At 60.6% G+C, this 15,035-nt stretch carries 12 protein-coding genes; 4 read left to right on the forward strand and 8 right to left on the reverse strand.

Annotated features, from left to right (window positions below; genetic code table 11):
• The first annotated feature begins 25 nt into the window (after window positions 1-25).
• Together gntX and nfuA are read left to right on the forward strand one after the other, a co-directional pair.
• Complete coding sequence (gene gntX / locus AC4PR2_RS09975) at window positions 26-709, forward strand: DNA utilization protein GntX (RefSeq protein ID WP_149571542.1); 684 nt, start codon at window positions 26-28, stop codon at window positions 707-709.
• A 58-nt stretch (window positions 710-767) separates the two neighbouring features.
• Window positions 768-1,343: a Fe-S biogenesis protein NfuA gene (nfuA, locus tag AC4PR2_RS09980; RefSeq protein WP_033631902.1), complete on the forward strand. Its 576-nt coding sequence runs from the start codon at window positions 768-770 to the stop codon at window positions 1,341-1,343.
• 69 nt (window positions 1,344-1,412) lie between these two features.
• On the opposite strand, the gene malQ is transcribed toward nfuA, so the two are convergent.
• Window positions 1,413-3,503 (reverse strand): 4-alpha-glucanotransferase, encoded by a 2,091-nt coding sequence (gene malQ / locus AC4PR2_RS09985; protein ID WP_141960474.1) that lies wholly within the window; start codon window positions 3,501-3,503, stop codon window positions 1,413-1,415.
• 9 nt (window positions 3,504-3,512) lie between these two features.
• A complete protein-coding gene (malP, locus tag AC4PR2_RS09990) occupies window positions 3,513-5,918 on the reverse strand; it encodes a maltodextrin phosphorylase (protein WP_055311831.1) in 2,406 nt (801 codons plus the stop codon).
• 460 nt (window positions 5,919-6,378) lie between these two features.
• On the opposite strand from malP, the gene malT reads away from it, so the two are divergent.
• Entirely contained in the window at window positions 6,379-9,093 is a 2,715-nt protein-coding gene (malT, locus tag AC4PR2_RS09995; protein WP_060424501.1) for an HTH-type transcriptional regulator MalT, read from the forward strand.
• Between the two features lie 3 nt (window positions 9,094-9,096).
• Here the strand turns inward: malT and AC4PR2_RS10000 are convergent, their stop codons facing one another.
• From AC4PR2_RS10000 to ulaA, 6 genes are read right to left on the reverse strand one after another with little or no spacing between them, the layout of a single operon-like run.
• Window positions 9,097-9,783 (reverse strand): L-ribulose-5-phosphate 4-epimerase, encoded by a 687-nt coding sequence (locus AC4PR2_RS10000; RefSeq protein ID WP_197803770.1) that lies wholly within the window; start codon window positions 9,781-9,783, stop codon window positions 9,097-9,099.
• A 4-nt stretch (window positions 9,784-9,787) separates the two neighbouring features.
• A complete protein-coding gene (locus AC4PR2_RS10005; RefSeq protein WP_197803739.1) occupies window positions 9,788-10,642 on the reverse strand; it encodes an L-ribulose-5-phosphate 3-epimerase in 855 nt (284 codons plus the stop codon).
• Between the two features lie 9 nt (window positions 10,643-10,651).
• Window positions 10,652-11,308, reverse strand: coding sequence for a 3-keto-L-gulonate-6-phosphate decarboxylase UlaD (locus AC4PR2_RS10010; RefSeq protein WP_197803738.1), 657 nt, complete (start codon window positions 11,306-11,308; stop codon window positions 10,652-10,654).
• 12 nt (window positions 11,309-11,320) lie between these two features.
• Window positions 11,321-11,791 carry a PTS ascorbate transporter subunit IIA gene (gene ulaC / locus AC4PR2_RS10015; RefSeq protein WP_047729674.1) on the reverse strand — a complete coding sequence of 157 codons (471 nt, stop codon included), beginning with the start codon at window positions 11,789-11,791 and terminating at the stop codon, window positions 11,321-11,323.
• Between the two features lie 10 nt (window positions 11,792-11,801).
• Window positions 11,802-12,110 (reverse strand): PTS ascorbate transporter subunit IIB, encoded by a 309-nt coding sequence (ulaB, locus tag AC4PR2_RS10020; protein WP_047729673.1) that lies wholly within the window; start codon window positions 12,108-12,110, stop codon window positions 11,802-11,804.
• Window positions 12,111-12,124: 14 nt separating this feature from the next.
• Entirely contained in the window at window positions 12,125-13,522 is a 1,398-nt protein-coding gene (ulaA, locus tag AC4PR2_RS10025) for a PTS ascorbate transporter subunit IIC (RefSeq protein WP_060424498.1), read from the reverse strand.
• Between the two features lie 354 nt (window positions 13,523-13,876).
• Here ulaA and ulaG point away from each other — a divergent pair, with 354 nt between their 5' ends.
• Window positions 13,877-14,941: an L-ascorbate 6-phosphate lactonase gene (gene ulaG, locus AC4PR2_RS10030; protein ID WP_060424495.1), complete on the forward strand. Its 1,065-nt coding sequence runs from the start codon at window positions 13,877-13,879 to the stop codon at window positions 14,939-14,941.
• Window positions 14,942-15,035: the final 94 nt, after the last annotated feature.

The following is a 15,035-nucleotide window of genomic DNA, read 5'->3' on the forward strand; positions in this document are numbered from 1 at the left end:
CATGCTTATCCGTCTCGGAGGCTCTATGCTATCAATCCGCAGCCGCTGTTGGCTATGCCGACAGCCGTTGAGCCTGATGCGTCATGGCATCTGCAGCTGCTGCCTGCGCCATCTGCCGGCCAGCCCCCCGTGTTGCCCGCGCTGCGGGTTGCCCGCCGGGAGAACGCAAACGCCCTGCGGCCGCTGCCTGCAACGGCCGCCGCCCTGGCAACGGCTGGTGTTCGTCGGCGACTACGTTGCGCCCCTCAGCCAACTGGTAAAGAGGTTCAAGTTTCACCGCGCGCCCGAGCTGGCCCCGGCGTTGGCGCGCCTGATGCTGTTGCGCTGGCAGCAGGCGCGCAGAGAGCAGTATCTGAACAGACCCGACCTGATTTTAGCGGTACCCTTGCATGCATCACGCTGCTGGCGCCGCGGCTATAACCAGAGCGATCTGCTGGCCCGGCCGCTGGCGCGCTGGCTGGGCTGCCCCTATCGGCCCGCCGCCTTGCGCCGGGTACGCAAGACCGCCCTGCAACAGCGGCTGAGCGCCGGAGCACGCAGGCGCAATCTGCAGCGCGCGTTCGTCTGCACCGTCTCGGTCGCCGGCCGGCATATCGCCCTGGTGGATGACGTAGTGACCACCGGCAGCACCGTCGCGGAGATCGCGGCACTGCTGCGGCGGCAAGGCGCCGCCTCGGTGCAGATCTGGTGCGTTTGCCGCACGTTGTAGTGCCACTGCAATGGGCGTATTATAACCGACTATAGAAGTCAACTATTGAGCTAATGCTATGATCCGTATAACAGATGCTGCACAGGAACACTTTGCCAAACTGCTGGCAAATCAAGAAGAAGGCACCCAAATCCGCGTATTCGTGATCAACCCGGGCACGCCGACGGCCGAATGCGGTGTCTCTTATTGCCCGCCGGACGCGGTAGAAGCGACGGATACCGAACTGAAGTTCGACAAACTGTCCGCCTATGTCGATGAGCTGAGCGCGCCGTATCTGGAAGACGCCGAAATCGACTTCGTGACCGACCAGCTGGGTTCTCAGCTGACGCTGAAGGCGCCGAACGCCAAAATGCGCAAGGTCGATGACAACGCGCCGCTGATGGAGCGCGTGGAATACGTGCTGCAGTCGCAGATCAACCCACAGCTGGCGGGCCACGGCGGCCGCGTGACGCTGATGGAGATCACCGACGACAACATGGCGATCCTGCAGTTTGGCGGCGGTTGCAACGGCTGTTCGATGGTCGACGTCACGCTGAAAGAAGGCATCGAGAAAGAGCTGCTGCAGAAGTTCCCGGAGCTGAAGGGCGTGCGTGATCTGACCGAACACCAGCGCGGCGAGCACTCTTACTACTGATACCCGGCGCTCACGCCACGGTAGATAACGCAATGCCGGAAGGGGGAACCCGTTCCGGCATTGTCGTTTTTAGCCCACCGACACCTTGCGCCGCCGTTTGTCCAAATCCTTCAGCAGCCGGTTTATCCGCGGATCGGCGAACATCTCCTCCAGCGTTTGGGTCAGCTTGCGCCGCCAGTTAGGGTACTGGTCACTGGTGCCGGGAATATTAACCGGATCGGCCATGTCCAGCCAGTCTTCCGGCTGCAGGCCGAGCAGGGCGCTGGCGCTGTCGGCGACATAACGCTGCAGGCCGCGGTTAAGCAGCGGGCTCATGCCGAGCAGCGCCGCCCTCTTGCCCACCTTCTGCGGCACGCAGCCATAGCGATGCAACCCGTCCAGCAGCCCTTGCTTGGCGCGTTCCCGATCGGCGAACAGCGCCCGCAGGATCTCCGCGTCCGGATAGAGCCCCAGTCGGTTGCCCAGCGTCAGATCACCGCTTTGCCAATAGCCGCGCAACGTCGGCAGATCGTGGGTAGTGATGGTCGCCATCGCCTGCACCGGATAGGCCTGCGGCGCGCGGAAATGGTGTTCACCGTCGCTTTCGAAATACAGCACCTTGTAGGAATAGACGCCGCTGTCGCGCAGCTTGCCGACGATCTCTACCGGCACGGTGCCGAGATCCTCGCCGATCACCATGCAGCGGTGGCGCTGGCTTTCCAGCGCCAGCACCGCCAGCAGATCGTCCACCGGGTATTTGACGTAGGCGCCGCGATCGGCGGTTTCGCCATAAGGGATCCACCACAGCCGCAGCAGCGCCATGACGTGATCGATACGCAGCGCGCCGCAGCTGGTCATGTTGGCGCGCAAAAGATCGATGAACGGCTGATAACCGCGCGCCGCCATCACGTGCGGATCCATCGGCGGCAGGCCCCAGTTTTGCCCCAGCGGCCCCAGGATGTCCGGCGGTGCGCCGACCGACGCTTTCAGGCAGTACAGCTCGCGGTCGCACCAGGTTTCCGCCCCGCCTTCCGCCACCCCGACCGCCAGATCGCGATACAGACCAATCGGCATCTGCTGCTGCCGGCTCTGCTCAAAACACTGCGCAAACTGCGTGGCCGCCAGCCATTGCAGCCACAGGTAAAAGCGGACCGCGTCCTGATGTTCGTCGCAGAACTGCCGCACCGCTTCGCTCTGCCCCCGCCGATAGCCCTCGGGCCAGGCCGGCCATCCCCACTGGCTGGCGTCTTTGGCCGCCAGGTGGGCATGCAGCGCGTCGAACGCCGCCTGCTGATACAGGCTGTCGCCGCCCTCAGTCACGAACCGTTCGAACGCCTGACGCTGCGCGTCGTTCGGCTTGCGCGCCTGAAACAGTGGGAACGTCAGCTTCAGCGCCGCCAGCTTCAGCTGCATCACGGCGGTGTAATCCACCCACTCCGCGGCGCGCGCCTTGGCCAACTGCTTCTGCGTCGCCGGCTTCTGCCACCAGCGCTGCGCTGCGTCGCTGCGCTGGAAATCCTCCACCGCGTTGACGTCGATATACGCCAGATTCAGCCAGCGGCGCGACGAGGGGCTGTAAGGGCTGGCGCTCTCCGGGTTGGCCGGATACAGCGCATGGATCGGATTGAGACCGACGAAGGCACCGCCGCGCTCCCCCACCTGCTCCACCATCAGACGCAGATCGCCGAAATCGCCGATGCCCCAGTTGCGATCGGAACGCAGCGTATACAGCTGAACGCAGGCGCCCCACAGTTTCTTGCCGGTCAGCAAGGCGTCCGGCTCGAAGCAGCGCCTCGGCGCGACGATCACTCGGCATGGCCACTGCCGTGCGCCCTGGCTCAGCGTCAATTGGTGATACCCCGCCGGCAGGTCGCCGGGCAGCGTCAGGGTCTTGCGCGCGCCGACGCGCCCCTGCAGGCATTCGCCGTCTTCACGCTGCAGCACCCACAGGTAGTCGCCTTCGCCCGCCGGGGTCAGCGCCAGCGGCGCGCCCTGATAGAACACCTTAACCGCCGGCAACGGCGATGCCGCCCCTTCCTGCGCGGCATCGGCCCGGTTCATGGCCGCCAGCAGCTTGCGCTTGGTCTCCGGCTCAATCGCCTGCCGCTTGCCGTGGGCATTGATGAAATCGGCAGCGATCCCCGCCTGCGCTGCCGCCTGATCGATACGCTTACGATCCATTCGCTCTCCTTAACGTTTGGCTTGCCAGATGCGCTGCTGGTAATCGCGAATCGAGCGATCCGAGCTGAACATGCCGACGCGCGCAGTGTTAAGGATAGTCCGCCGCGTCCATTCGTCCCGGTCGCGGTACAGTTCGTCGACCCGGCGCTGCGCCTGGCAGTACGAGGCGAAGTCCGCCAGCACCAGATAGGGATCGCCGCCTTCCAGCAGGCTGTGCAGCATCATGTCGAACGCGTGCTTGTCGCCGTGGCTGAACGCGCCGCTCGCCAGCTCGTCCAAAATCGCCTTCAGGTGCTTGTCTTTCTTGCGGTAGCTGAGCGGATCGTAGCCCTTCGCCAGTATCGCCTTCACCTGCTCCACGGTATTGCCGAAGATAAAGATATTGTCTTCGCCCACCTGCTCGGCGATTTCGACGTTGGCGCCGTCCAGCGTGCCGACCGTCAGCGCGCCGTTCAGCGCCAGCTTCATGTTGCCGGTGCCGGAGGCCTCTTTACCGGCGGTGGAGATCTGCTCGGAGATATCCGCCGCCGGGATCATCAGTTCGGCCACCGACACGCGGTAGTCGGGAATGAACGCCACTTTCAGGCGATCTTTCACCAACGGATCGTTATTGATCTTCTCGGCCGCCTGGTTGATCGCGTAAATGATGTTTTTCGCCAGGTAGTAGCCCGGCGCCGCCTTGGCGCCGAACAGGAAGACGCGCGGTACGATGTCCAGATTCGGGTTGTCGCGCAGCTGGCGATACAGCGACAGGATGTGCAGCAGGTTCAGGTGCTGGCGTTTGTACTCGTGCAGACGCTTGATCTGCACGTCGAAAATCGCGTCCGGATCGAGCGTCAACCCCATCACGCCGTGCACGTAATGGGCCAGCGCCACCTTGTTGTCGCGTTTGATCTGCTGATAACGCTGGCGGAACGCTGCGTCGTCGGCGAATTTTTCCAGCCCGCGCAACGCGTCGAGATCGTTCGCCCATTCCACCTTCAGCGTCTCGTCGATCAGGCCCGACAGCGCCGGGTTGCACTGTTTCAGCCAGCGACGCGGCGTGATGCCGTTGGTGACGTTATGGAATTTGTTCGGCCACAGCTGGTGATATTCCGGGAACAGATCCTTCACCACCAGATCCGAGTGCAGCTGCGCCACGCCGTTGACCGCAAAGCCGCTGACCACGCACAGGTTGGCCATGCGCACCTGCTTGTTGTGATGCACCGCCAGTTTGGCCCACACCGCCTCGTCGCCTGGCCAATGCTTATCCACCTGCTTTTTGAACCTGGCGTTGATCTGTTTGATGATGGAGAAATGGCGCGGCAGCAGGCTGCGCACCAGTTTTTCATCCCAGCACTCCAGCGCTTCCGGCATCAGGGTGTGGTTGGTATAGGCGAAGGTGTTGCTGGTGATCGCCCAGGCCGCCTCCCACTCCAGCTGGTGTTCGTCCAGCAGAATGCGCAGCATTTCCGGAATGGCGATGGTCGGGTGGGTGTCGTTCAGCTGGATCACTTCGTACTTCGGCAGCTCTTCAATCTTGCGGCCGGCCTGATGGTGCTTGCGCAAAATGTCCGCCACCGAGCAGGCGCACTGGAAATACTGCTGCATCAGGCGCAGGCGCTTGCCGGCCTGATGGTTGTCGTTCGGGTAGAGCACCTTGGTCAGCTTGTCGGCTTCTACGCCCTGCTTCTCCGCCTGCAGGAATTTGCCGTCGTTGAAATCGCTCAGGTTGAACGGATGCTGATGGGTCGCCTGCCACAGGCGCAGCGGCTGCGCCACGCCGTTGCGATACCCCAGCACCGGCAGATCCCAGGCTTCGCCGCGCAGGGTGAAGGCCGGGCGCCACAGTTCGCGGCCGTCGGCCTGCTTTTCCAGCTTGCCGCCGATGCCCACGTCCACCGCCAGCGCGGCGTTGTGGCGGAACCACGGGTAGCTCTCGCGCTGCCAGTTATCCGGCGCCTCTTGCTGCTGCCCGCCCTGGAACGACTGGCGGAACAGCCCGTACTGGTAGTTCAGCCCATAGCCGGTGGCCGGTTGCTCCACCGTCGCCATCGAGTCGAGGAAACAGGCCGCCAGGCGCCCCAGCCCGCCGTTGCCCAGCGCCGGATCGGTTTCCTGCTCCAGCAAATCCGCCAGCTTGACGTTCTGCTCCGCCAGCGCCTGCTCGACGGTGTCGTACCAGCCCAGGTTGATCAGGTTGTTCGCCGTCAGCCGGCCGATCAGAAACTCCATCGAGATGTAGTTCACGTGGCGCAGCGGTTTGGCGCTTTTGCGCGGCGCCGGCTGCGCGGCCAACTGCTCGGCCAGCGCCGCACTGACGGCTTCCCACCATTGATGCTGCGTCATCTGCTGTGCGGAACTGAGGCCGAACCGTTGCCACTGGCGGGCAAGCGCCGCCAGAAAAGCATCCTTCTTGAGCGTAGGCTGTGACATAAGGAAAACTCTCTATCCAGTAAGTGGGTCAAATTGCCGCTATCGTGCCGGTGAGAAAGCCTGACGGCATCATCCCGCCTGGGGATTAGCTGGGGAGGAGGATTGGGGCGTAGCTGGAATTGTGATCTCAGGCACTTTTTGACTCCCTTGCAACGATGCAAAAAAGCCCGCCAACGCGTGCGGCGAGCACTGAGAACGTTAACCATGACGTTAGCACAAGTATTCGCACTGCTGAAGTTTTGTCCATGGCCGGAAATGCGATCTGCAACCGCATCGCCGCGCGCCGGCGCCAAACGTAAAAAAGTGTGATCGATAGCAACTTAACTCCAAGCCGATGCGGAAGCTTGTTGCAATACGTTTAGGGTTGGCAGAAGTTAGGGGGAGCTATTAATTACGAACCATAAAATAATTAGCGCCACTCCAATCCCGGCGGGAACCGCGATTTATACCCTGGAATACTATGCTGATCCCATCAAAACTGAGCCGCCCGGTACGGCTGCAAAATACCGTGATCCGCGATCGCCTGCTGGCCAAACTGGCCAGCGCGGGCAACTATCGCCTGACACTGGTCAATTGCCCGGCGGGATACGGGAAAACCACGCTGATCGCCCAATGGGCGGCCGGCAAGGCCGATCTGGGCTGGTATTCCCTGGATGAGAGCGACAACCAGCCGGAGCGCTTCGCCAGCTACCTGATCGCCGCGCTGCAGCAGGCCAGCGGCGGCCGCTGCGTCAAGAGCGAGGCGCTGAGCCAGAAGCATCAGTACGCCAGCCTGTCGGCGCTGTTCGCCCAGCTGTTTATCGAGCTGGCCGACTGGCACCAGCCGCTGTACCTGGTGATCGACGACTACCACCTGATCACCAACGACGCCATCCACGAAGCCATGCGCTTTTTCCTGCGCCATCAGCCGGAAAACCTGACGCTGATCCTGCTCTCGCGCACCCTGCCGCCGCTCGGCATCGCCAATCTGCGGGTGCGCGATCAGCTGCTGGAAATGGGTACGCAGCAGCTGGCGTTTACCCATCAGGAAGCCAAACAGTTCTTCGACTGCCGCCTGGCGGCACCGATGGAACAGCAGGACAGCAGCCGCCTGTGCGACGAAGTCGAAGGCTGGGCCACCGCGCTGCAGCTGATCGCGCTGTCGGCCCGTCAGTCCGCCTCGTCGGCCCAGCTGTCGGCCAAGCGCCTGGCGGGGTTGAACGCCAGTCACCTGTCCGACTACCTGGTGGACGAAGTGCTGGATCACGTCGATGCCGATGCGCGCGCCTTCCTGCTGCGCTGTTCGGTGCTGCGCTCGATGAACGACGCGCTGATCGTGCGGCTGACCGGTGAAGACAACGGCCAGCAGCGGCTGGAGGAGCTGGAGCGCCAGGGGCTGTTTATCCACCGCATGGACGACACCGGCGAATGGTTCAACTTCCACCCGCTGTTCGCCTCTTTCCTGCGCCAGCGTTGCCAGTGGGAACTGGCGCTGGAGCTGCCGGGGTTGCACCGCGCCGCCGCCGAAGGCTGGCTGGCGCTGGGATATCCGGCAGAGGCCATTCACCATGCGCTGGCGGCCAGCGACGTCAGCATGCTGCGCGATATCCTGCTGCAACACGCCTGGTCGCTGTTCCACCACAGCGAACTGGCCTTGCTGGAAGAGTGCCTCAACGCGCTGCCCTATGAGCGCCTGATCCAGAATCCCAAGCTGGCGCTGCTGCAGGCCTGGCTGGCGCAGAGCCAGCACCGCTACGGCGAGGTCAACACCCTGCTGGAACGCGCCGAGCGCACCATGCGCGAACAGAAAATCGAGATAGACCAAACGCTGCACGCCGAGTTCGACGCCTTGCGCGCACAGGTGGCGATCAACGCCGGCAAACCGGAAGAGGCCGAACGGCTGGCGACCGAAGCGTTGAAATTCCTGCCGCTGTCCAGCTATTACAGCCGCATCGTCGCCACCTCGGTGACCGGCGAAGTGCACCACTGCAAGGGCGAGCTGGCGCGCGCGCTGCCGATGATGCAGCAAACCGAGCAGATGGCGCGTCGCCATCAGGCCAACCATTACGCGCTCTGGGCGCTGCTGCAGCAGAGCGAAATCCTCATCGCCCAGGGCTTCCTGCAGGCCGCTTACGAAACCCAGGATAAAGCGTTCGAACTGATCCGCGAGCAGCACCTGGAACAACTGCCGATGCACGAATTTCTGCTGCGCATTCGCGCGCAGATCCTGTGGTCGTGGTCGCGGCTGGACGAGGCGGAAGACGCGGCGCGCACCGGGCTGAAAATCCTGGCGAACTACCAGCCGCAGCAACAGCTGCAGTGCATCGCCATGCTGGCCAAATGCTCGCTGGCGCGCGGCGATCTGGACAATGCCAATACTCACCTGCAGCGCTGCGAAACCCTGCTGCACGGCGCCCACTACCATCGCGACTGGCTGACCAACACCGACAAGTCGCGGGTGATCCACTGGCAGATGACCGGCGACACCGCCGCCGCCGCCCAGTGGCTACGCCACACCGAAAAGCCCGGCATGGCGGACAACCACTTCACGCAGGGCCAGTGGCGCAACATTGCGCGGGTGCAGATTCTGCTCGGCCAGTATGACGAGGCCGGCGTGGTGCTGGATGAACTGAACGAGAACGCCCGCCGGCTGCGGCTGGTGAGCGATCTCAACCGCAACCTGCTGCTCAGCAACCAGCTGTACTGGCTGCAAGAGCGCAAGGGCGAAGCGCAGCAGGCGTTGATCGAAGCGCTGTCGCTGGCCAACCGCACCGGCTTCATCAGCCACTTCGTCATCGAGGGCGAAGCGATGGCGCAGCAGCTGCGCCAGCTGATCCAGCTCAACACGCTGCCGGAGCTGGAACAGCATCGCGCCCAGCGCATCCTGCGCGACATCAACCAGCATCATCGGCACAAGTTCGCGCATTTTGACGAGAACTTCGTCGATAAGCTGCTGACCCACCCGCAGGTGCCGGAACTGATCCGCACCAGCCCGCTCACCCAGCGCGAATGGCAGGTGCTGGGGCTGATCTATTCCGGCTACAGCAACGACCAGATCGCCGGCGAGCTGGACGTGGCGGCCACCACCATCAAGACGCACATCCGCAACCTGTACCAGAAGCTCGGCGTGGCCCATCGCCAGGAAGCGGTGCAGCAGGCGCAGCAGCTGTTGAAGATGATGGGGTACGGCGCCTGAGAGTCAGCGCTGGCCGTAATAGGCACCGGCGCCATGTTTGCGGCTGAAATGCTTTTCCAGCAGATAGTCATCGATCCGCCGTAGGCCGGGGTTAATATCCCGGCTGATCCACGCCATTTTCGCCACCTCCTCCAACACCACGGCGTTATGCACCGCCTCATCCGGCGTCCTTCCCCAACTGAACGGGCCATGCTGATACGCCAGGATACCGGGAATGTGCAACGGTTCACGCCCTTTCAGGGTTTCTATAATCACCCGACCGGTGTTCAGCTCATATTCCCGCGCCACCTCTTCCGCCGTCAGCCCGCGGGTACAAGGAATATCGCCGGAAAAATAGTCGGCGTGGGTGGTGCCGAGCACCGGTATCGCTTCCCCTGCCTGCGCCCAGGCGGTGGCATGGGTGGAGTGCGTATGCACCACACCGCCGAGTTGAGGGAACGCCCGGTACAGCGCCAAATGCGTCGGCGTATCGGACGAAGGCCGCAGTTGCCCCTCAACAACCTCACCTCGCGCATTCACCACCACCATATCCTCAACCCGCATCGTTTCATAAGGTACGCCGCTGGGTTTGATCACCACCAGCCCACTGGCCCGATCGATGCCGCTGACATTGCCCCAGGTATAGGTCACCAGCCCGTGCTCAGGCAACGCCATATTGGCTCGGTACACCTGACTTTTCAGTTGCTCCAGCATGCTACCTCCTTATTTCCAACCCGGCCTCGACCATGCGTTCAACCACCCAGGCACGCGCCTCCCGCACCGCCCGCAGCGGATCGTTCGCTTTCTCGCTCCACATCTCGAGCAGATAGGGACCACGATAGCCGCTCGCAAGCAACGTTTCGAAACAGCGTACGAAATCCACTACGCCCTCGCCGAACGGTACATTCTTAAACTCCCCCGGCCGCGTATCCTTAACGTGTACCGCCACAATATGTCCGCGCCCGGCCATGAGCTCCATCGGCACATCGTTGTCCCAGGCAGACAAGTTGCCGATATCCGGGTACAGCTGAAACCACGGGTTATTCAGGTAGTGGGCATAGCCCAGCGCCTTGCTGATCGAGTTCATCAGCGGATAGTCCATGATTTCCATCGCCAGCATGACCTGTGCACGGCTGGCCATCTCTACCGCCTGCACCAATCCGGCGCGGAAACGGGGGCGGGTCTGCGCAGTAGACTGCTGGTAATAAACGTCATACCCGGCCAGTTGGATCACCCGGATGCCGGTATCCTGCGCCAGCCGAATAGCTTTTCGCACGATCTCCAGTCCCCGCTCGCGCGTCGTGTCGTCTTCACTGCCCAACGGAAAACGCCGGTGGGCGCTGAGGCATAAAGAAGGCACGCGCACACCGCTCGCCGCAACGGCGCTAACCAACGCGAGCCGCTGTTCAACGCTCCAGTCCAGCCGCGCCAGGCGGCCGTCGCTTTCATCGATCGACATTTCAACGAAATCGAATCCCAACTCACCCGCCAGTTGCAGGCGCGTCAGCCAGTCCTCGCCCGGCGGCAACGCTTTCTCATAGATGCCCAACGGCACGGATTTGTGCAACATAACCGCTCCTCAGTCCCACCGCTGGGCGATGACACGTTTAAATTCCCGCGCCGCCGCGACCGGATCGGCGGCATCACGAATGCTGCGCCCGGCGATAAAGACATGGATGGGAATACCTTGGAACAGAGGCAAATCCTCCAGCGCCAGTCCGCCGGTGACCGTCACCTTAAAACCCATCTCGCTCAGGCGACGAACCGCGCGGATATCGTCATCGCTCCAGGATACCCCCGCCGCCTGCGCGTCACGGCTGCGGTGATACACCACCTGACCAATTCCCGCTTCACGCCACGCCTGCGCCTGTTCCCAGGTCCAGAATCCCGTCAGTTCTATCTGCACGTCACCACCGAACTCATGCGCCACCTGCAGGGCTCCCTTGGCCGTATTGATATCGGCGCAGCAGATCACCGTGATCCAATCGGCATGCGCCTCGAAGCACATTCGCGCCAAAATCTGACCCGCATCGGCGATTTTTGCGTCCGCCAACACGATGCGATCCGGATACAGCGCTTTTAAATCGCGTACGGCTCGCACGCCTTCCGCCACGCACAAAATAGTGCCGACTTCGATGATGTCGACTTCGGCCGCGATCAGGCGAGTCGTGTCGTAAGCCGCAGCCATAGACAGGTTATCCAGCGCCACCTGCAACATCGGTAAATGCGTGTTCATTGGTTGTCTCCTTCAATTCGCCGCCGCCGTAGACGTTTTGTCGATCAACGCCAATACCTCGCTCGCGTGGCGACAGGCCCGCAAGCGATCGAAATTCGCCTCATCTTCAAACAGGTTCACCACTTGCATGATCCCCACCTCCTGATGCGTTTTGGCGTCCACCGCCGCCATGGTGATCAAGATGTCTATCGGATCGTTGTCCTCATCGCCGAAACACACCGGCGTCTTCAGGGTGACTAAGGCGAAGCCGGTTTTCAGCACCCCTTCCTCCGGCCGGCCGTGCGGCATCGCCAGGCCCGGCGCCAGCACGAAGTAAGGGCCGTGCCGTTCGACGCCGGCCAAAATGGCGTCAAAATAGCGGGGTTCCACCACGCCGGCGGCCACCAGCAGATCGACCCCCAGTCGCACCGCCTGGCGCCAGTCGGCAGCCTCCGCCTGCAGTTGGATAGCGTTATTCTGCGCCAACGAATCGCTCAGCTTCATGACTCGCTCCTCACTGCTTCAAATCTTGCGGAAAATGCGCGCCGATGACGTCCATCAGCTTCGGGCCGAAGTCCGCCGCCGAGAGCATATTGCGTACCCCAACCACGTATTTGTTGCCGCTGACGACGATTTCATCCGCGACATGGGTGGAAGCAATGATGATGTCAGCCCCATTCAACTCGGATTTGTATTCCCCCACCGCACAGCTGTTGACCGAATGATCCACGCCTTGCTGCGTTAAAAATTGGTCGACTTTCATTTTCATGATCATGGAACTGCCTTGTCCGCAACCGCATACCGCCAGGATTCGTACCGTCATAATCTGCACTCCTATTAACGTGACGCCGATTCAACCGATTGTTTTTCAGCATCTTCTTCCGCACGCAGGGTGCGTCCGGCGAAGAACATGTACAGCAGGGCGATAACGATCACCACGCCCATAAACCACAGGCCCAGACTCAGCCCTTGCATCAGCGGCGGCGCCAGAATCGACCAGTCCGCCATGCCCATCCAGGCACTTAGCCCAGTCAGTTTGATGGCCCACACGCAGCCGAAGATCTCTATCATTCCCATCACCAGACAGATCTTCATCGCCGCGCGCCAGCCACCAAAGTGGTTAGCGAATACGCCGATGGTGGCGTTAGAAAAGAACATGGGAATGAAACCGGGAATAATCATGATGGAAGAGCCAAGCGCTAACAGTATGCCGACGGCGATCAGTTGGCCGATGGTGCCCCACATAAAACCCCACACCACGGCGTTGGGCGCGAAGCTATAAATGGCGGCACAGTCGATGGCCAGTACCGCGCCGGGGATCAGACGTTGGGAAATGCCGTTAAAGGCCTCGGTCAATTCGGCGACGAACATGCGCACGCCCTGCACGATGATGAAAATCGCCACCGCGAACATCAGCCCGGTTTGCAGGATATAGATGCTCCAGTGAGTTTTACCGGCCATCGCCTGCAGAGTGTCCAAGCCGAACGAGCACAGAATGATGCCGAAAAACAGCGTCATCACGATGGCGGTGGACACGATGTTGTCATGGAAAATGTTCAGCCATCCGGGCAGCTTCAGATCTTCTACGCTGTCCTCTTTTTTACCGAGATACGGTGCGGCCTTGTATGCCAGCCACGAAGCGAACTGCTGTTGGTGCCCAATGGAGAAACCGCTGTTTTCCGTTACCGCCTGCGTCGGTTTGAACATCATGTTGGAGGTGATGCCCCAGTACAGTGAAGCCAAGAGCGCACTGCACAATACCGTCGTCCACATGCCGTAACCCAGAATGTAGAAAAATACCGCGATCAGCCCAACTTGCTGAAACATGATGTGGCCAGTGAGCATAATGGTGCGGATGCCGGTGATGCGCCTCAACAACACGTAGAGTATGTTCAGCGCCAATGCCAGCAAGACCGCGTAGCCGACCCAACTATAGGCGTCCCCCATACGTTCGATGGTGGCCATCATCGAGGCATAGGTGTCCGAAATCGCCCCGTTGATGCCGTATACCTCGGACAACTTCGCCACAACGGGTTTGAACGTGCCGGTCAGGATGCCGGAGCCGGCCTGCAATAACATGAAACCGATAATGGTTTTGATCGTGCCTTTGATAATGACCGCCGCGCTTTTGCGCAGCAACGTGTAACCCAACAGCGTAACCAACCCCAACAGCAGCGGTGCATTGGTCATCACCTGGTTAAAAAAGACGGTGAAGATGGTGTAAAGAGTTTCCATACGGCTCTCCCGAAAAGGTTGGCATGCAGGTAACGCCTTCACCATACCAATCACAATAAATCACAAAAAGATCATAAATGATTATTTGTGAACAACTTCGCAAGTTAAAAATCAATTCCACTAACATTCAATGAATTAGACGACTCACACTTTATTACCTATTGAATTTAATAGCAGTTAATCAAACGAAAAGGAGAGAAAACGCCGGCGCAGCGCGTAAATTCTGCGGCGTTTACGTGTATTTCGATCGTTGTCAGTTGAAAAAAACGGTGCTAGATTCGATCAAAACAAATCACATAAAATCTTTAAATGATTATTTGTGATTTTATTATCACCACCAACGAGGAAAGACCCATGAGTAAAGTCAACGACATCACCCGCGAGTCCTGGATATTGAACACCTTTCCCGAATGGGGCACCTGGCTGAACGAAGAGATAGAGCAGGAGAACGTCGCGCCCGGTACTTTCGCCATGTGGTGGCTGGGCTGCACCGGCATCTGGCTCAAGTCTGAAGAAGGCGCCAACCTGTGCGTCGATTTCTGGTGCGGCACCGGCAAGCAGAGTCACGGCAACCCGCTGATGAAAACCGGCCACCAAATGCAGCGCATGGCCGGGGTGCGTAAACTGCAACCGAACCTGCGCACGACCCCATTCGTGCTCGATCCGTTCGCCATTACCCAGCTCGACGCCGTGTTGGCCACGCACGATCACAACGATCATATCGATGTGAACGTCGCGGCGGCAGTGCTGCAGAACTGCGCCCCCACCGTCCCGTTTATCGGGCCGCAAAGCTGCGTAGATATCTGGATCGGCTGGGGCGTGCCGCCGGAGCGCTGCATCACCGTCAAACCTGGCGACGTGATAAAAATCAAAGACATTGAAATTCATGCGCTGGATGCTTTCGATCGCACGGCACTCATCACATTGCCGGTGGAACAAAAAGCGGCGGGCGTTCTGCCGGACGGCATGGACCTGCGGGCGGTCAACTACCTGTTCAAAACGCCGGGCGGCAACCTTTATCACAGCGGCGATTCCCACTACTCCAACTATTACGCCAAGCACGGCAACGATCATCAGATCGATGTCGCCCTCGGTTCCTACGGCGAGAACCCGCGCGGCATTACTGACAAGATGACCAGCGCCGACATCTTGCGCATGGCGGAATCGCTGAACGCCAAGGTCGTTATCCCCTTCCACCACGATATTTGGTCTAATTTCCAGGCAGATCCGCAGGAGATCCGCGTGTTGTGGGATATGAAAAAGGACCGGCTCAAGTACGGTTTCAAACCGTTTATCTGGCAGGTTGGCGGCAAGTTCATCTGGCCGCAGGACAAAGACAATCTGGAATATCACTACCCGCGCGGGTTCGATGATTGTTTCATCCAGGAACCCGACCTGCCCTTCAAGTCTTTCTTGTAATCAATCGGTGTTGCATACGGATGCGCGCTTTTGAACGGCAATGATTCAAATCGTCAAACGGCGCGCATATAATCGAAGGCAACGACGTTTTTTC

Source organism: Serratia sp. A07, assembly GCF_058725505.1.